We start from the raw sequence: 18,706 nt of genomic DNA, 5'->3' as shown, positions 1-18,706 counted from the left end.
TTCATTTTATCCTGTGAAGCGCTTTTTAAAAAATATCGGACCCGGCACATTGGTTGCCGCCGCTTTTATAGGTCCGGGTACAGTTACTGTTTGCAGTCTTGCGGGTGTACAATTCGGATTTACCTTGCTTTGGGCAATGGTGCTCTCCATTATAGCAACCATAGTGCTTCAGGAAATGGCTGCCCGCCTTGGAATTGTTCATCATACAGGACTCGCAGGCACCGTGAAACAGGAGATCCGGAATCCCTTACTTAAGATACTCGCTGTTGGGTTAATTCTAACGGCCATAATAATAGGAAACGCTGCATACGAAGCAGGGAATATAAGCGGGGGGGTGCTCGGACTCGCAACTTTGATTCCAAATGCTGTAGTTATAATTGGAGAGTTTCAATTTAATACTCTGAGCCCGGTTATTGGCATTGTGGCATTTGTACTTTTGTTCTTCGGAAACTATAAATTGATCGAGCGATTTCTCATTGGGCTTGTATTAGTAATGAGTATCTCATTCCTGGTAACTGCCGTCTTAACGGGTCCGAAAATTTCAGAAGTAATAAAAGGTTTATTCATTCCACGTTTTCCGGAAGAGAGTTGGCTCACCGTAGTGGCGCTCATCGGAACCACGGTAGTGCCATATAATTTGTTCCTTCATGCTTCCCTGGTAAAAGAAAAGTGGAAGAGTAAAGAAGACCTGGGTGCCGCCAGAACGGATACGTACATTTCGATCGTTCTCGGTGGTATTGTTTCCCTGGCAATTATAATTTGTGCAGCCGCAATTGAACAGGACAATATTTCAAATGCTGCCGATCTTGCCAAAGCCCTGCAGCCACTGTATGGCGACTATGCCACCTATCTTTTAGGTATTGGCTTGTTTGCAGCAGGTATCACCTCGGCCATTACAGCTCCTCTTGCGGCAGCTTATGTTGCCAATGAATGCTTTGGCTGGAAAGCCGGGTTTCGATCCGGTAGGTTCAGAAGTGTGTGGATCAGTATTCTCATAATAGGTGTCGTTTTTTCATCATTGGGGTTTAGTCCGATAGAAGTCATTCGTCTTGCCCAGGTTGCAAACGGTTTGTTACTACCAGTGATTGCTGGATTTCTCTTATGGATCATGAACAGGAAGAATATACTGGGTGCTTATAGTAATAGCACCTTTCAGAATATTCTGGGTTCGATAATTATGCTTGCCACTATTGGTTTGGGGGTTCTAAGCCTGGTTAAAGTCTATAATAGCTTGTGAAACGGACAATCGATATAAACGCCGATTTAGGTGAGGGCACTGGCCTGGATGCTGTGTTAATGCCCTATTTGTCTTCCTGTAATATTGCATGTGGAGGTCATTTTGGAAATGAGGAAACAATGAGGGAAACCGTTCGCTTGGCGAAGAGACATAAGGTCAAAATAGGAGCTCATCCGTCCTTTCCCGACAAGGATAACTTCGGAAGGAAAATAATGAGCATGTCCAAAGAAGAGCTAACCACTTCAATTTTTCACCAATTGCTGGAATTTCTGGCAGTTTGCGAGACGGAAGAGGCGGAGATCAATCATATAAAACTTCACGGTGCCCTGTACAATTATGCGGCTATAGACGCACCAACTTCGGATGCTGTACTAGAGGCTGTCATTCGCTTGAAGTGGAGGCCTGAAATGTTCGTTCCGTTTAATTCTGTACTTCATAGAAAGGCGGAGAACTTGCTCCCCCTGAAATTCGAGGCCTTTATTGACCGTCGTTACTCTGAAGACGGCGCCCTGGTTCCAAGGTCGCATCCAGGGGCCGTGATCGAAAATGAAGATGAGGCATGGGATCAGTTATGGCAAATGGTAGATAAAGGACAGCTAACTACAATTTCGGGAACAGAAATTCCCATTGAAGCGGATACGTTTTGCATCCATAGCGATACAACAAATTCAGAAAAGATATTAAAACACATTCATAAGCAGTTAACCGATAAAAACCTGGAAGTAGAGTAATGCAACCAACTATAGTAAAATTCGGGGATAATGGAATTCTCTTCAGGTGGCCTGAAGCCTTCAATGAGGAGACTCACTATGAAATATTGTCGTTGGATGCATTTCTTCAGAAGAAATACGGTGATGCGATAAATGAGACGGTACTTGCATATACCTCTTTGGCGGCCTTTCTTAAAGAGAGCCTCGATACAGACGAATTTATCAATGACTTCGAATGGCCTCAGCTCGATACTGTGGAAGTAAATCTTGAAACAGTTACTTATGTTGTTCCCGTCTGTTACGAACCCCATTTCGCTATGGACCTGCCGCGAGTGGCGGAGCATTGTGGAATGAAGGAAGAGGAAGTGATCCTATTGCATACCAGCGTTACCTACGATGTTCGATTTATCGGTTTTCTTCCCGGTTTTCCTTATCTCAGTGGACTCGACAGGCGTTTGTATACTCCGAGGATCGAGGAACCACGAAAGTTTATCGAAAAAGGATCGGTAGGGATAGGGGGCAAGCAGACCGGAATTTACACTATGAATAGCCCCGGAGGTTGGAACATCATCGGGAAGTGTCCGCTGAACTTATTTGATATAAACAATTCCCCTCCTTCCTTATTTCGACCAGGGGATAAGCTTGTATTCAAGGCAATTTCAATGGAGGAGTTCGAACGAATTGGCAGCTTAGCTGATCGGGGTAATTTCGAAATAAAAAAACTATTATGATAGAAGTTCAACATCCGGGAATATACTCATCGGTACAGGACTTGGGTAGATTTGGTAATCGCCGATTTGGTGTTCCTTTGAGTGGAGTAATGGATAAGGAAATGGCGATTGCTGCCAACTTGATCCTGGGCAACCCTGGTTCTACGGCTGTTCTTGAATTTGCCAGCCCGGGACCACGTTTGTTCTTCTCAAAACCTGCAATTATTGCGGTTGCCGGAGCAGCGACTACAGTTCGGGTTAACGGTGAGGAGGTAAATACTGAAAGCCCGATTTTAGTTGAAACAAATTCATTAATATCCTTCGGAAGAGCCACTGCAGGGGTTTGGAGTTACTTATCCGTAAAAGGAGGAATTTTATCTCCGGAAGTCCTTGGTAGCAGGAGCTTTTTTCCGGGAGTAACAAAATCCGGTCGCATAGAGGCAGGAGATATACTGGAAGTTGCCACGCTTTCAGAGCTATCGACCCAGGAGGTAGCGTGGGGCGACAAATTACCCCAAATTGAAATATACGCTGAAGTGCAGGTGTACCCGGGTCCCGAATTTTCAATGCTTTCCGAAATACAGAAACTCGCCATCCTGGAATCCGAATACGAAGTTTCACCACAGAGCAATCGGATGGCAACATTGGTTCATACCAGTAGGATCGTTAAAGTTCCCGAAATAACAACAGGACCTGTTCAACCTGGAACCGTACAAGTTACACCTTCGGGTAAGATGGTAGTATTGATGCGCGATGCGCAAACCACAGGTGGTTATTCCAGGGTACTGCAATTGTCCGATATTGGATTTTCTCAGATTACGAGGATTAGCCCGGGTAAGAAGTTCAGATTTGGATTATTGCAATGAATCCGGTACTGAAATAACAGAAGAAACTGTGGTTTTCTGTTCAAGGCGTTCCTTTATAATATCAATTTTTTCCTGAATGGTCTGATGTTCTAGAATATCCTCGATGAACTGAAGACTACTCTCGCTTAGATGACGGGAAAGAGTAGGTTCGTAGGTATTCCACTTCCTGAAAAATTTATTGTCGTCATCAGCGCCGTGACCTTTTTCAGTTATACTATCAATGTAGGCATTGTGTTCAGCTAATGCTTCCATAATCGATTCCCTTTGATCTTTGCTAACAATCTCACCATTTAGATACCCTTCAACATCTACTATGGTCACTTTGTGAGGCATGAAGATCTTGATTAATTCCAACTGCTCACTGTGATCCACGAAATCACTTACATAACCGGGGATCTTATCTAAATTCAGAGCTGTTTGCAGATCGGCAATGATGTTGTCGGTTTCGTTCTCTTCTTTCTGAATGTGCTTAGTTTCTAATTTCTTCAGTAAATAATCCAGGTAAAGGGATTTGCTATTAATTATTTCGATGAACACTACATTTTTTTCACCGATGCTTCCTTTGGATTGCAGGTATAGGTATAGATCAAGACATCCCAACAAACCACTGTTGTCTATGGCGCCGGCATCGATATAATGTCCGTATCCCGGAATTTTAGCGGCAGGACTAAAGACGGGAAATCGGTTGGTAGTCGAGACAGCTTCATAAAAGCTCAATGTTTTTTGGATTTGCTTACCATCATTCTCGTTGTAATCAACCAATTCTGCCAGGTCTTCAGAGAAATGGAATATATCGCCAAAATCTTCCGACTTAACAGACCAAAGCACTCCGCGTCGTCCGGTGGTCGCGGCCGTATTCATTATAAGCGATGGGAAATACGTCCTTTCTCGGTAAACGTCCTTCCAGAATCCCCGAAAAGATTGTTTAGATAAGCTTCGAAGTCCTTTGCCCTCAACATATCCCTGATATTTTATCATGGCATAGTAGGGGCGATCTTGTAGTGTGTACTCGCGGTTAAAAGGCCATAGTTTCCTGAAGGAATCCAAACCGAATGTGAGGGTAAGATCTGAAGACGTATAATTTCCTCTTGAGATCGTATCAATACGTTGGTTGAGTAACTTTAAATCGGGTTTTAAAACGCCCGAAGTTTCCTTGGAGAGTCCTGTATACAAGGCAAGTCCCAGTGATCCCCCGGAAGCACCTGAAAAAGCAACGGTTTGATCCATCAGCTTCCCATTTGTTTCTTTGTGTAGTTTCTCCAGTACATGAAGTGTCCAGGCGTTCGATTTTAGTCCTCCACCGTGCGAGGCCACGAAAAATACAGTATTTCCCGGACGGGATTTAACCGCATTTAGGAATTCGCTTTCCGTGATCTCTTCGGAAGTATTCCTGTCTACAAGACTTAGTTCATGTGTACTGCTTTCAGTGGACATCCCTATGGCAAAAAGGACCAGCAAAAGAAAAATTCCGAAGGAAACCAATTTGAACCTGAGGTTGTGTTTGGGAAATTCTCCCGTTTCATCCTTGATCTGTTCCCTGATCTTCCGATAGGCAAAGAAGAATTTACCTGTAGCCGCAATTACGAAATAGTATGCGTAAAAATAAGCCAACAGTATGGGTGTGCCATTTGGCAGATGGCCAATGTTAATGGCCATTATGGTAGTCCAGATTATAATTATGACCGAAACGATGAAATTAAGGCTAAAGAGCGTTAAATAATGTTCGGATTTATACAATAAACTCCTGAATAAATTCATTACCCATCGAACCAGTTTTGTGCCGGTAGTCTGAAACAGTTCCGTCACCGCTTTGAGTTTGGTTCTCAATATTCTGAAATACAGGTAATTGAACATGAATAAATAGGAGGTAAATACCAGGATAAAGAAGCCAACCCTGCTGAACATCCTGTCATAGGTTAGACAGGTGATCACAAGGATTAAGGTGACAAATAATATTAGGGTAAATCGGTTTGCCAGTCTTTTATAGATTCCATCGGTATTATTGTCCTGTCTGGCTTTGTTAACAGCTCTTCTTAAGTAGATGTAATGGAGTAGGGGAATAAGACACAATCCTCTGAACACCCAGATAGCCGTAATGGTCTGACCTTCGGTTAGGTTAAATTTCGGCATGAAGGTCTTAATGATAAAGTAGATCCAAACCGCGTGAATAAGGAGGCCGATGGTATATCGCATATAATGGGCGCGGTCGTCTTTCTTGTATCCGGCACCTGGTTTCTCGTGGAAAATAAACAGCTTAAAGAACTTAAATATTTTCCACTTTTTAATTGGGTGTACTTCTTCCCATGTTGTGAATTCTGCGCTATTGTTGAGGTTGGCCGCGTAATAATTGTAAATAGGGTAGTGGGAAAGTGCCAGCGCTAGTGCATTGATCATAAAGAATGAGAAAAGCAAACTCCAGCGGAATCCGTTCGTTTCGATTAGGTCTACGAACATTGTAAATGCCTGATCCATCTTGGTGAGTAACAAGAGGATAAAAACGATGATCAGTAAGCTTAATATGGATGCTTTCGTAAATTTTACTACGGAAGAGAATACACTGGAAACCCAGGTAATAAAGGCAGAGATCAGGTTATCGAATCTTTTCAATAGACCTGGGGATTGGTTAGTTTCAGGCATAATCTGAAATTTAACGAAATATATTTGATCTGAGCCAGTATTTCAAGAGGGTTTTACCTGAATACAACTACGGGAGTTTTCCTGTATTTGTGATCAAATCCATTGCCTCCTCAGGGAATTGTTTATTTTTAGAGCTTAATCCTTAAAAATTTCAATAATGGCTAAACCTCAAAATTGCATTACTGTTAACGAAGCAAAGACTCTTTACCAGAATTGGCAAAATTCAAGAGCCCCCAAGTTAGTCAGAGGGCAAGACCCCGAAATATCTGATGTTGTCTTTACTTTGGCTGAAATGGAGGAATTTATAGAATACGTAAAGAACGGATCGGCAGATGCAGATATTGATAACCCTGGGATTCGAATTTACTTTGCGGCTACAGGAGAAGATTCGAAGAGTACAGCGACAGTATTTTTAGCACCTACTTATGGTGCAAATTCCAATTCCCCAAACAACTACAATCTTGAACCATTGAACAGAGGCACGAATGGATGGCCTCCTAACGTCTATTAGAATTGAGTTTTTCCGATTTTCTTGCCAACACATTACCTATTACCATAATGGAACTATTTGCCGCATTGGCAGGTAGTTTCTTTCTTTTTAGGACAAAGGCACGTGGAATGAATCGGCATTTAGTAATTTTTCTGTGGATCACTTTTTTTGTTGAAGTTATTGGGGCGTACGCACCAATTGCACACTTCTCTGATTTCAAATATTTTTCGTTTGTTGAAAATACAGTGTTCGAGGATCATAAATGGTTATACAATCCATACGTTTTATATAGTTATATTTTCTTATCTCTTTATTTTATTCATTTCTTGAGAAATCAGAAATGGAGGTTTGCTTTGAAAGCTGCAGTGTCGATTTTCGGTATTTCCGCGGCTATAAATTTAGTTTTAAGTGGTGTTTATTTCGAATCTAATGCTTTATACACAATAATGGTTGGTACGCTCCTATTAATTGTGTGTATTATTCTATTCTATTTTGAACTCTTACAAACCGACTTAATCTTGAAACTGAAAAAATTTCTCCCTATGTACATTTCTGTTGGCTTAATGGTATTTAATTTGTGTGTTACTCCTGTTGACATTTTTTCGGAATATTTCAGTGAGGAAAATACATTTTTTATCAAGCTGCATAATGCTGTCTACCTTTACACGAACATTTTTATGTACTCATTATTTACAATCGGATTTATAGTATGCTCCAGAAAGAAAACTTCCTCCTAATACTCTACTTTGTAGTCATCATATTTATTTTGGTGGCATTCGTGGTAATATTTGTAATCGCCTTTCAGCGAAGAAAGAATAAACTGATTATAGAGCGCCTAGAAGCCGAAAAGAAGTTCGAAACAGAGCTCACTAACTCCCGACTCGAGATTCAGGAACAGACTCTAAAGAACATTGCCTGGGAATTACACGACAATGTAGGGCAGTTACTTTCTGTTGCCAACATTCAGCTGAACATGGTACAAAACCATGTCCCAGAAGAATTGAAGTCGCAGATCAAAGAGACCAAGGACGTTGTGGCTGCCACAGTACAGGAGGTAAGAGCACTTTCCAGGACCTTGAATACAGACGTGATCCAAAATAACGGCCTTATCGAATCGGTTCGTACAGAATTGGAACGGTTCAACCGACTCAATTTTCTTCATGCAGACTTGAAAATTGAGGGAGAGCCAGTTACTATACCAAGCGCAGACGAGATCATTATTTTCCGAATTCTCCAGGAATTCTTCTCCAATGTTATAAAACACGCCAAAGCCGATAAATTATTTGTACATTTATGTTATCGGGAACAAGAGTTGGAGATCAATGTTGATGATGATGGAGTTGGGTTCGATACTTCGGTGAATGCCGGGAATTCCGGACTGCACAATATGCGCGGTAGAGCAGATCTTCTTGGAGCGGAGTACGAATTAACCTCTGATCCCGGTAAAGGAACAAAACTTAACTTATTATATCCTCTGAAGTCATGAAGCAACGTCTGCATACTGTTGCCATTGTTGATGATCATCTATTGCTTTCCGGTTCTCTCGAAAAGCTGATCAATTCATTTGATGGGTTCAAGGTTTTATTTCACGCCAGTAATGGAAAAGAACTTCAGCATAAACTAAAGGCGAACGGTGTTGCACCGGATATCGTACTCCTTGATATCAATATGCCCGTAATGGATGGTTTTGAAACCGCTGCCTGGTTAAACGAAAACTACCCGCAAATAAAATTCCTTGCACTTTCCATGGAGGACGATGAGAAAGTTATTCTGAAGATGCTTCAGAATGGCGCGAAAGGCTACTTGCTCAAAGATATCCACCCGGACAAACTAAAGATAGCGCTCTCTGAGGTAATGGATAGAGGGTATTATCATTCAGAAAAGGTAGCAGCTACATTGCTTCATTCCATACAGCCGTCCAATAAGGAGGTGGAGGTCAAATTCAAGGAGAACGAGCTAACTTTCATGCAATTGGCATGTTCCGAGATGACCTACAAGGAGATCGCCGACGTGATGAATTTGAGTCCTAAGACCATCGATGGCTACCGACAAGAGCTCTTTAATCGACTGCATATAAAGAATAGGGTAGGATTGGTGATCTACGCTCTGAAGAACAATATTATCGAGATCTAAACGCAGCTATTCCAAATAGCATCTGAAGGCGGTTTAGCCACAATTTTAATTTCCTTTTTTTTTACCGGATGAATAAATGTAAGTTCTCTTGAATGTAGATGAATACTTCCATCCTTATTACTTCGCTTGGCACCGTATTTCAGATCGCCTTTTATAACACATCCAATAGCTGAAAGTTGGGACCGGATCTGATGATGTCTGCCAGTTTCCAGTTCAATTTCCAGTAAATAGTAGTTATCCAGTTCTTTGACGATTGAGTAATTTAGAATGGCCTTTTTACTATCCGGAACTTCATTCTTATGGGCATAAGATTTATTCTGCTTCGGATTGCGTTTCATATAATGAACCAGCGTGTCTTTCCTTTTGGGTGGCCTGTTTTCAACGACCGCCCAATAGATTTTTCTAGTATCTCTTTCTGAAAATAATTTGTTCATACGCCCCAAAGCTTTGGAAGTACGCGCAAATAAGACCACGCCACTTGTGGGCCTGTCGAGTCGATGGACAACACCCAGAAAGACAGCTCCCGGCTTATTGTATTTTTCAGCGATATATTCTTTTACCACCTCTGAAAGCGGCTTGTCGCCGGTCTTATCTCCCTGGACGATATCGCCTGGGCGCTTATTTACGACAATGAGATGGTTATCCTCATAGAGAACCTGAAGATTATTTCTGGTACTGTGCATACCTTCGAAGACGTTTAGTACTGTTCCTCCTCATTTGGGAAATCACGACTCTTCACATCCTTGATATACTGCTCGAAAGCATTGGTCATTTCTGCATAAAGGTCCAGATATCTCCTGAGGAATCGTGGATTGAATTCGTGGGTCATACCAAGCATGTCATGAGTTACCAATACCTGCCCGTCGACCCCACCTCCGGCTCCAATACCGATAATTGGAATGGTTAGCTCTGCAGCTACTTCAGCAGCTAATTTGGCCGGAACTTTTTCTAATACAATGGCAAAACAACCGCACTTTTCGAGAATCCTTGCGTCCTCCTTTAGTTTTTCGGCTTCTTCTTCCTCCTTGGCACGTACGGTATATGTTCCGAATTTATAAATGGACTGAGGCGTCAGGCCCAGATGACCCATCACAGGAATTCCCGCATTTAGTATTCGCTTGGCCGATTCTTTTATCTCTTTCCCACCCTCGATCTTTATCGCATGAGCTCCACTTTCCTTCATAATTCGAATTGCGGAACGTAGGGCCTCTTTGGGGTCACTTTGGTAACTTCCGAAGGGAATATCCACTACAACCAGGCTGCGTTTTACTGCACGAATCACGGAAGATGCATGATAGATCATCTGGTCTAGTGTGATTGGTAGGGTGGTTTCATGGCCCGCCATCACATTCGAGGCAGAATCTCCAACGAGGATCACATCGATCCCTGCGCCGTCAACGATCTTTGCCATGCTATAATCGTAAGCGGTGAGCATGGAGATCTTCTCTCCATTCTGTTTCATATCTACCAGGGTCTTGGTAGTGATCCGCTTGTATTCTTTTTTTGCTATCGACATATAGAAGGGTGTAACAATTTGACGGGTAAAAGTACTAATTTTCAAACTCTTTAACTGAACAACCTATAATATAGCACCACATGAAAATATTTGTCTACGTTTCAATCTTCCTGTCCTCAATATTTATTAGCGCTCAAAGCAATTTCACTGAAGCCGATGCCCGTGGTGTGATCGATACCTTTTTTGAAGGCTTCCACCAAGGAGATACTGTAAAAATGAGGTCTGTGATGGTTAAAGATTTGCCCACTCAAACGGTTTTTACAAATAAAGAAGGTGAGCATATGGTGAACGATAGCAATGGTGAGGATTTTATCAAAGCAATTGGGAATAGGCCAGCCGAACAAAAATGGGAAGAGCGTTTGCTTGACTATAAAGTACAGATCGATGGTAACCTCGCGCATGTATGGACGCCTTATGAGTTTTGGCTAAACGGATCCTTTAGGCATTGTGGTGCGAACGCATTTACACTTGCGAAAACCAACGACGGCTGGAAGATCGTACATCTTATCGACTCTCGCAGAAGAAGTAGTTGCAAGACTGAATAAGGTTTAGCAGTCGGAAATATTTACCTGTACTGCCAGGCCTCCCTCACTTGTTTCTTTATATTTTTTACCCATATCCTGAGCAGTCGCCCACATGGTGGCGATTACCTTGTCCAGTGGGATCTTGGCATGACTAGGATCGGAATCCAGGGCCATTTCACAGGCGTTGATAGCCTTTATAGCACCCATGGCATTTCGTTCAATACACGGGATCTGAACGAGTCCGGCGATCGGATCGCAGGTTAGTCCTAGGTGATGTTCCATAGCAATCTCGGCGGCCATCAACACTTGCTCCGGAGAGCCGCCCATAATTTCTGCAAGTGCTCCTGCGGCCATGGCGGAAGAAACTCCTATTTCGGCCTGGCATCCTCCCATGGCAGCAGATATTGTAGCCCCCTTCTTAAACAGGCTGCCTATTTCGCTTGCTACGAGAAGAAATCTGAAGATGTCATCGAAGTTTCCATCGTGATTTTCAATGACCAGGTAATACATGAGCACGGCTGGAATTACTCCCGCACTTCCATTGGTAGGGGCGGTAACAACTCGGCCCAGCGATGCGTTTACCTCGTTAACCGATAAGGCAAAACAACTTACCCATTTGAGTATCTGTCTGAACTTAACTTCAGTATTTCTAATTACTGGAATCCATTCGTAGGGGTCGCTATATAGAGTGGAACCGATTAGGTTTTTGTGAATTTCGAAAGCTCTTCGTTTTACATTCAATCCGCCAGGCAGCGTTCCTTCGGTATGACAGCCGGTGTACATGGAATTGAGCATCACATCCCAAATGGATTTTAATCCGGCCTCGATCTCGTCTTTTGAACGCATGGAAAGTTCGTTTTCCATTACAATTTCACTAATTGGTTTGTTGGTTTCTGAACAAAAACGGAGCAGTTCGGTTGCCGATTCAACGCGGTATGGGAAATGACTGAATTGCTCCATTTTTATTTTCTTGCGTTTTCGTTCTTTCTGAACCACAAACCCACCACCTATTGAATAATAGGTTTGGGACCTTTTTGAACCATCTTTTAAAATGGCGGTGAAAGTTATTCCATTGGGATGAAAGGGTAGAAACTTTCGGTTGAACCTAATGTTTTCCTCGAGGTTAAATTCTATCATGTGTTCACCCCCTAGATTAAGTCGTTTATAGAGTCGAACAAGTTCTATTTCCGAAGTGATGTTCTCAATTGGGTAGGTTACGGGATCTGTTCCCATGAGGCCCAAGATGGAAGCGATATCGGTAGCATGTCCTTTTCCTGTGAGAGATAGTGAACCGTAGAGCTGCACCTGAACAGAATTGATGTTCTTTAGTTGGTCGCTTTTTTTTAGTTCCTTAACCCAGCGGTTTGCCGCACGCCACGGACCAAGGGTATGGGAACTGGAAGGACCCACACCTATTTTGAGCATATCGAATACGCTAATGCTTTCCATATGGTTGTTTTGCTGGGTAAATGTAAGATTTTATGCAAACGTATTAGAAATAATTTGTCACTTCGAGTGTTCTTTGTAGCGAAGCGTAAAAGAACGTATCGAGAGGTGGTTCTCGATACAATCCGCCTTTGGCGGATCACTCGAACTGACGGTCTTATCGCCGCCTGTTCGCCAGTAGTGGGGGAGGTTCACCAGTAAAGGGATTCCACCTGCTTATACTTTTGGCTCCCATGCCTGCTGCTTTTATCACTGCCCGGTCGCCGTAGCGCTCCCGCATACGGTCCATAGCCTGGTAGAGGTTAATGATCTTTTCATTGTCTTCAAACAGGTCGATCTGCTGGCCTCCTTCTACCAAATGACTGAACCGCACACCCACCAATCGAACCAATAGTCTGCGCTGGTAGAGGTTCTTGTAGAGCTCCATTACAACAGGCATGATCTTATGATCTGCCGAACTGTAGGGAATACGCCTTTGCTGGGTGTAGGTCTGAAAATCGGAATAGCGAATTTTAAAAGTAACACAAGCGGTTAGTTTGTTGCCCCGCCTAAGCTGATAGATCAGGTTTTCGGCCATGCCTATGATGATACTCTCTAGTTTTTTTACGTCGGTAGTGTCACGGTCGAAAGTGCGTTCGGTGGAGATGGACTTGCGTTCGTTGTACTGAACTACCGGACTGTTGTCGATGCCATTGGCCTTCTTCCAGATCAGCTGGCCATTCTTCCCGAAGACCTTTGTCATCATTTCGACTGGCATTTCCTGTATGGTCCTGATGCGCTTGATCCCCAGGTCGCACAGCTGGCGATAGGTCACTTTTCCCACCATGGGGATCTTGCTCACCGAAAGCGGGGAGAGGAAGGGTTTTTCATGGCCGTGCACTACCTGTATCTGGTTATTGGGTTTGGCCTCTCCGGTGGCGATCTTGGAAACGGTTTTATTGATGGACAATCCGAAGGAGATAGGAAGCCCGGTTTCTTTGATGATACGCTTGCGGATCTCACTGGCCAGTTTATGACAGCCAAAGAACTTATCCATCCCGGTGAGGTCGATGTAAAATTCATCTACCGAGGTTTTTTCGTAGAGTGGAACACTTTCCTTGATGATGTCGGTAACGGAATTGGAGAATTTACTGTATATCCCTGAATTCCCCCTAAGCACTATAGCTTCCGGACATAGTTGTTTTGCCAGGCGCATGGGCATGGCAGAGTGTATTCCGAAAGAGCGTGCCTCGTAGCTGCAGGACGCCACGACCCCACGGTCGCTGGTGCCGCCAATAAGCACGGGTTTTCCTTCCAGTCGGCTGTCGAGCAAGCGCTCGCAGGATACGAAGAAAGTGTCGAGGTCCATGTGGACTATGTTGCGGGTATTGAACATTCTTATTTTTTCCAGTAATTAGTTTCCGTTCATTTCTTTTGCTCGCCCAAAAGAAACGAACCAAAGAAAACGGCGCCTTTTCGTAGGTATTTTTGGTCCTTCGGTCCAAAACCATTCATAATTTCCTAAAATCACTACAAGGCTTCGCGATTTCTTCACGGAAATTACTCATCTATACTGACGAAAAGGGTTTTAACTATGGCCAGAGCTAAAAACTGCGCCTCAGAGACGACTTCGGGACCCGCCGGATGCAACCGAGAGGACAACTAAAGGCTGTTTGAACCACCGAAGGTGGTGAGTTCCTTTAGTTGCGAGGTAAAGACATGGCGGGTGAACAAGTGCTCTGCAGCGCTAGAGTTTTTTGCTTCTTTTTTGGGCAATGCAAAAAAGAAGAGAAACAAAAAGAAATTGATTAATTCACACTCTATTCTTATACCGCTTCGAATGCAACTTCGCAGTGGAATCATTCGCTGAATAGCGCGGGTCCTCAATGATAGGATAGCGCACCATCTTGGTTACTTCGATAGTGATGCAGTCGAATTCCTCTACTACTTTGCCCGTGATCCCATAGATCCCTTTTCCCCGGAAACGATACCTCGCCGCCACCGGGGGGAAATGTACCGTGTCTAAAAAATCACCATCCCGGTCCACGAAGGTCCCGAAATGCATGCGCTTCCCGCCCGAAGTAGCCGTATTCTTTACGGTTACCAGGTAACCCTCGATAGTGATGGTTTTTCCAACATAATCGGGCAAATGCCTGGCCCGTATCTTACTACGCGATGGCGCCAGTAACAGTTTGAAAGGATTAGAGAGTGGGAACCCAATGAGTTCCATCTCGTCAAAGGCTTCTTCCAGCGGTGTGCTGGGCAGTTCAGGGGTCTTAAAACTTATTTTTTCAGTCTGAAAAAGTGTCTGAATGTTCTCGTCGAATGTTGTTTTATTGATTTTCATATGTGCTTCCCATAAAAGTTCGCGTTTGTTTCTCTTGGTAAACCGAAAGGCATTTATCTTAATGAGTATGGAGATCTGTTCCATGGAGATCGGTACCCGGTCCAGGAAGTCATCCAGGCTCATAAAGAACCCTTCAGCTTCCCTGTTCTTCAGGATGGTCTTGATCACTTTACGCTCCAGCGAGTGGAGGAATACAAATCCCAGGTAAATATCCTTTCCGTAGATCACCGTTTCCGCCCGACTGTAATTCACACAGGGCGCCAGTATCCTGGCACCGTGCATACGGGCTTCGTGTACGTATAGTTCAGGTCTGTAAAATCCGCCGCCATTGTTTACCGTGGCGACCATATATTCCAAAGGGTAATAGGCTTTCAGGAAGAGGCTCTGGTAGCTTTCCACTGCATAAGAGGCCGAATGCCCCTTGGCAAAGGCGTAGCCTGCAAAGCTCTCTATCTGTCGCCAGATCTCCTTGGTGAGCTCTTCCGATTTCCCCGTTTCCTTACAATTGCTGAAGAACCGGTCTTTCACTTTGGCAAATTCGTCCCGAGACCGGAACTTCCCGGACATCCCCCTGCGCAGCATATCGGCTTCGCCCAGGGTAAGTCCGCCAAAGTAGTGGGCCACTTTGATCACATCTTCCTGGTAGACCATCACCCCATAGGTTTCGGGCATGATGTCCATCATCACAGGGTGGGCTTCCTTACGTCTTTCGGGAAAGCGGTATCGCAGGATGTATTCCCGCATCATTCCCGATTGAGATACCCCCGGCCGTATTACCGAACTGGCTGCTACCAACCCCAGGTAGTTGTCTACCCGGAGTTTTCTCAGTAGCATCCTCATGGCTGGTGACTCCACATAAAAACAGCCAATTGCTTTTGCGTTCCGAAGGAGGTATTTGATACGCTCATCCTCCTTGAACCGCTTGATATCGTGTATGTCGATAGGCGGATCGTTCGGGTGGTTGTATTTCACTATTTCCACGGCATCCTTGATCTTCCCGAGGCCTCGCTGACTCAGTATATCGAACTTGTACAGCCCGATATCTTCGGCTACGATCATGTCGAACTGAGTGGTGGGGAATCCCTTTGGGGGCATGAAGGTGGCGGTGTAATAGTGGATGGGCTTTTCAGAAATAAGAATGCCGCCTGCATGTATCCCCAGGTAATTCGGGAACCCCTGTATGCGCCTGCTGTACATGATCACCAGCTGAGACAACTTGTCCAGCCTGCGGAAATCGTAATCTCCTTTGGAAAGCCTGTCCAGTTCTTCTTTTGGGAGTCCAAAAACCTTCCCCAGCTCGCGAATGGACGCCCTGTATTTAAAAGTGTTGTACACCGTGAGCAGGGCAGTATTCTTAAACCTTCGGAACATAAACTCGGTGATGTCGTCCCGGTCTGACCAGGAGAAGTCGATATCGAAATCCGGCGGGTTCTTCCTGTAGAGATTGATGAATCGCTCAAAATAGAGGTCGAGCTCTATAGGATCCACATCAGTGATGCGTAGCAGGTAGGCGACTATGCTATTGGCACCGCTGCCACGGCCCACGTAGAAATAACCTTTGCTGCGGGCATATTTCAGGATCTTCCAGTTGATGAGGAAGTAGGAGACAAACCCCTTCTCCCGAATTATGTCCAGTTCCTTCTTAATACGGTCCAAGATGGTATCGGTAGAGGTTTCGTAACGATAGGGCAGGCCTTCGTAGACGAGTTTCTTTAGCAATCTGTAGTCCAGTTCCTCATTATCTGTGTACGACCTTTGGTTGTTAGGGGTTTCCTTGGAGAAATCGAATTCGATGGAGCAGGACTGAAGTAGCTTTTCTGTATTCTTGATCAGTTCTGGGAATTCGGTGAAGGCCTCTTTGAGTTCTTCTTCGGAACAGAGCCTGTCGTATTCGTTGCCTTGTTCGGAAACCGGGAGCTTGCTGAGCAGGGTGTTATTGTCTATCGCCCGAAGCAGCCGGTGGGTATTGAACCCTTTTTTGCTGATATGTGTGACGGTTTGCAGCACGACCAGTTTCTCCCGACGCTTGTTCCAGGGAGAGAATTTCAGCTTGTTGAGCTCTTCCTTTCGCACGCCGATGAATTCGTGTTCCTGTAGTTCATCGCCTTCAAAACTTCCGAAGGGATAGATCACAAAGGTGTGGGGGAGTGTTTCGACCCGGTTTGGAATAGTTCCATCATCGTGCAGGAAAGCGGAGAGGTAACGATTGATATTCAGGAAACCTTCGTTGTTCCTGGCCAGCATAACGAACTGTTGCTGCGCACCGTTCCTGAAATCTACGCCTATCACGATCCGGATATCGAACTCAGGCGCCACCCGCAGCATCTCCAGGCAGGCCGAGGTGTTGTTGACATCGGTGACTGCGAGGGTACGAATGCCTTTATCCTTTGCCAGTTGCAGCAGTTCCTTCACGGCTATGGTACCGTATCGCAGACTATAATATGTGTGTGTATTAATAAACATATTGGAATTATTCCAAATATATGGAAATATTCCAAATTATATGTGCTTTGTTGATAAGTTTTTGGGTTAGGTGTCGGGTGTCGGGTGTCCGATGTCGGATGACCGATGTCTTTTTCCAACATTCTAAGATACCAACAGCGAAGCGATACTATTATACCAGGGTCTAAAGTCTAAAGTCTAAAGTCGGGAGTCGGGAGTTCGAAGTCGAGAGTCGGGTGTTGATTAATTATTCTTTATTGTTATTCTTTATTAATAGACCATTGTCGGAAGTGATACCTTGGCATGATCAAAGTGTGAGCATTACTTTTTAAACACCTAAACTTTTAAACTCACCAACTTTTAGTTGTCGGATGTCCGGGTGTAAGTAGTCTAAGAATCCAAGAATTTAAAATACTAAGAGCGAAGCGCTACTTTCCAGTAGTGAGAGGTGAAGGGTGAGTAGTGAGTCGGAAGATTGAAGTTAGAAGGCTTTAGTCTAAAATCTAATATCTAAAAACCTAACAGCGCAGCGATCTAATGTAGTCTTTAATTGTGAGTCGCTGCACTACTGGTATTTTGATACCTTTAAACATACGAACATACGCACCCTTCGACTATGCTCAGTGCAGGCATACGAACATACCTATCACGCTAACCGATAACCCACAACTGAAAACTGAATTTTTGGAATTCGTTATTTGAGATTTGGAATTTGAGATTAGCGTCGCTTTACCCTCCGCAGCCTAATTCGTCCATAGCGCGTCCTAAAAGAGCAACGTTATGTATATAATTATAGGGTTCGAGATAATTGAGGATATCCATAAGAGTTGCTCCGAGGTAAAGCGAAGTTGAATGAGAGAGATTATTATTCTTAACCGAACGGTCGTTAAAATTGTCCAATACCCAGTGTAACTTTTTAGCGAAGAAGGCCTTATTCCCATAACCGTCGTAGCGCAACTCGGCATCAGGAGTGCTACTGGCAATATATTCTCCAATGTTTTCGAAATAATTATCAAAGAACTTTTCTGCTATGACTCCTAAGTCATCTTCCCCATAGTTGTAGAGGTCTTCCGTGCAGTAAATCATGGTATTTCCAGCGGTAAGTGATAAAATCTGCATGCCATAGAGATCGTATCTCCTTTTACAATCTGCGGTATCATGCGTCTCGTTTTTCAATTTCTGATATCCGTGAGCCCAGATCATCAACATAGCAATGCATTTTTCATCCGGGTCTTCTAAACCTGCAAGAAATGCTGCATTTTCATCTACTTCCTGGTCCCACCAGTCTTCAGCCTGTTGTTGCACTTCATCGGAACCTTCATTCGAATTTTCTACTCCGCTTTCCTCGTTCTCCATCGCGGCGACCTGTTGTATTCCGCCAAGGATATCCTGTGATGAGATGTTTGAGGTTGCAAAAAATAATGTGAGTAGCAGCAGGAGGTATTTTGTTTTCATGATTAGTGGTTGTTTGTACTTAAATATACAAAATATTCATCAAAGTGCTTTATATCAGTTATTTAGTATTGTAGTTTGAGATGAATCGTGGAATTGATGTTGGGTGTCGGTCTCCCTTCGCAAACTTCGTTTGCTTCGGAAGATGTGGATGTCGGGTGTTGATTAATTATTCTTTATTGTTATTCTTTATTAATAGACCATTGTCGGAAGTGAT

The 18,706-nt window shown here is 43.9% G+C and carries 15 protein-coding genes; 8 read left to right on the top strand and 7 right to left on the bottom strand.

The genetic code is table 11. The features are described from left to right. Positions 1-13: 13 nt before the first annotated feature. The 4 genes from J1N09_RS12080 to J1N09_RS12065 are packed head-to-tail and all read left to right on the top strand — an operon-like array spanning position 14 to position 3,523. Positions 14-1,237 carry an Nramp family divalent metal transporter gene (locus tag J1N09_RS12080; protein ID WP_265200492.1) on the top strand — a complete coding sequence of 408 codons (1,224 nt, stop codon included), beginning with the start codon at positions 14-16 and terminating at the stop codon, positions 1,235-1,237. Continuing rightward, positions 1,234-1,968, top strand: a complete 735-nt coding sequence (gene pxpA / locus J1N09_RS12075; RefSeq protein ID WP_265200491.1) for a 5-oxoprolinase subunit PxpA — start codon at positions 1,234-1,236, stop codon at positions 1,966-1,968. The genes J1N09_RS12080 and pxpA overlap by 4 nt, the downstream gene beginning before the upstream one ends. Continuing rightward, complete coding sequence (pxpB, locus tag J1N09_RS12070; protein ID WP_265200490.1) at positions 1,968-2,678, top strand: 5-oxoprolinase subunit PxpB; 711 nt, start codon at positions 1,968-1,970, stop codon at positions 2,676-2,678. The genes pxpA and pxpB overlap by 1 nt, the downstream gene beginning before the upstream one ends. Further along, positions 2,675-3,523, top strand: a complete 849-nt coding sequence (locus J1N09_RS12065; RefSeq protein WP_265200489.1) for a biotin-dependent carboxyltransferase family protein — start codon at positions 2,675-2,677, stop codon at positions 3,521-3,523. The genes pxpB and J1N09_RS12065 overlap by 4 nt, the downstream gene beginning before the upstream one ends. Here the strand turns inward: J1N09_RS12065 and J1N09_RS12060 are convergent. Then, positions 3,512-6,160 carry a patatin-like phospholipase family protein gene (locus tag J1N09_RS12060; protein ID WP_265200488.1) on the bottom strand — a complete coding sequence of 883 codons (2,649 nt, stop codon included), beginning with the start codon at positions 6,158-6,160 and terminating at the stop codon, positions 3,512-3,514. The genes J1N09_RS12065 and J1N09_RS12060 overlap by 12 nt on opposite strands. Positions 6,161-6,452: 292 nt before the next feature. Between J1N09_RS12060 and J1N09_RS12055 the strand changes: the two genes are divergently transcribed. From J1N09_RS12055 to J1N09_RS12045, 3 genes are all read left to right on the top strand, one after another. Then, on the top strand, positions 6,453-6,671 hold the full coding sequence (locus J1N09_RS12055) for a hypothetical protein (protein ID WP_265200487.1): 219 nt from the start codon (positions 6,453-6,455) through the stop codon (positions 6,669-6,671). A 688-nt stretch (positions 6,672-7,359) separates the two neighbouring features. Continuing rightward, positions 7,360-8,136 (top strand): sensor histidine kinase, encoded by a 777-nt coding sequence (locus J1N09_RS12050; protein WP_265200486.1) that lies wholly within the window; start codon positions 7,360-7,362, stop codon positions 8,134-8,136. Next, entirely contained in the window at positions 8,133-8,783 is a 651-nt protein-coding gene (locus J1N09_RS12045; protein WP_265200485.1) for a response regulator transcription factor, read from the top strand. Before J1N09_RS12050 ends, J1N09_RS12045 begins: the two co-directional genes overlap by 4 nt. Here J1N09_RS12045 and J1N09_RS12040 read toward each other — a convergent pair. Next, positions 8,780-9,466: an RluA family pseudouridine synthase gene (locus tag J1N09_RS12040; protein ID WP_265200484.1), complete on the bottom strand. Its 687-nt coding sequence runs from the start codon at positions 9,464-9,466 to the stop codon at positions 8,780-8,782. The genes J1N09_RS12045 and J1N09_RS12040 overlap by 4 nt on opposite strands. 14 nt (positions 9,467-9,480) lie before the next feature. Beyond that, positions 9,481-10,299 carry a 3-methyl-2-oxobutanoate hydroxymethyltransferase gene (panB, locus tag J1N09_RS12035; protein ID WP_265200483.1) on the bottom strand — a complete coding sequence of 273 codons (819 nt, stop codon included), beginning with the start codon at positions 10,297-10,299 and terminating at the stop codon, positions 9,481-9,483. Positions 10,300-10,379: 80 nt separating this feature from the next. Here panB and J1N09_RS12030 point away from each other — a divergent pair, with 80 nt between their 5' ends. After that, positions 10,380-10,844: a nuclear transport factor 2 family protein gene (locus J1N09_RS12030; protein WP_265200482.1), complete on the top strand. Its 465-nt coding sequence runs from the start codon at positions 10,380-10,382 to the stop codon at positions 10,842-10,844. 3 nt (positions 10,845-10,847) lie between these two features. Here J1N09_RS12030 and J1N09_RS12025 read toward each other — a convergent pair whose 3' ends face one another. From J1N09_RS12025 to J1N09_RS12010, 4 genes are all read right to left on the bottom strand, one after another. After that, positions 10,848-12,272, bottom strand: coding sequence for an L-serine ammonia-lyase (locus J1N09_RS12025; RefSeq protein ID WP_265200481.1), 1,425 nt, complete (start codon positions 12,270-12,272; stop codon positions 10,848-10,850). Positions 12,273-12,426: 154 nt separating this feature from the next. Continuing rightward, positions 12,427-13,644: a DNA polymerase IV gene (gene dinB / locus J1N09_RS12020; protein ID WP_265200480.1), complete on the bottom strand. Its 1,218-nt coding sequence runs from the start codon at positions 13,642-13,644 to the stop codon at positions 12,427-12,429. Positions 13,645-14,061: 417 nt separating this feature from the next. Next, positions 14,062-17,058, bottom strand: a complete 2,997-nt coding sequence (locus J1N09_RS12015; RefSeq protein ID WP_265200479.1) for a DNA polymerase III subunit alpha — start codon at positions 17,056-17,058, stop codon at positions 14,062-14,064. Between the two features lie 708 nt (positions 17,059-17,766). Continuing rightward, the gene (locus tag J1N09_RS12010) at positions 17,767-18,492 is read right to left on the bottom strand and encodes a hypothetical protein (RefSeq protein ID WP_265200478.1); all 726 of its coding nucleotides are present in this window, start codon (positions 18,490-18,492) and stop codon (positions 17,767-17,769) included. Positions 18,493-18,706 lie beyond the last annotated feature (214 nt).

The organism is Aureitalea sp. L0-47 (genome assembly GCF_026126405.1).
Taxonomy (GTDB): Bacteria; Bacteroidota; Bacteroidia; order Flavobacteriales; family Flavobacteriaceae; genus Pukyongia.
The sequence above is the reverse complement of the archived record's forward strand: the minus strand, read 5'-3'. Positions and strand labels throughout refer to the sequence as shown.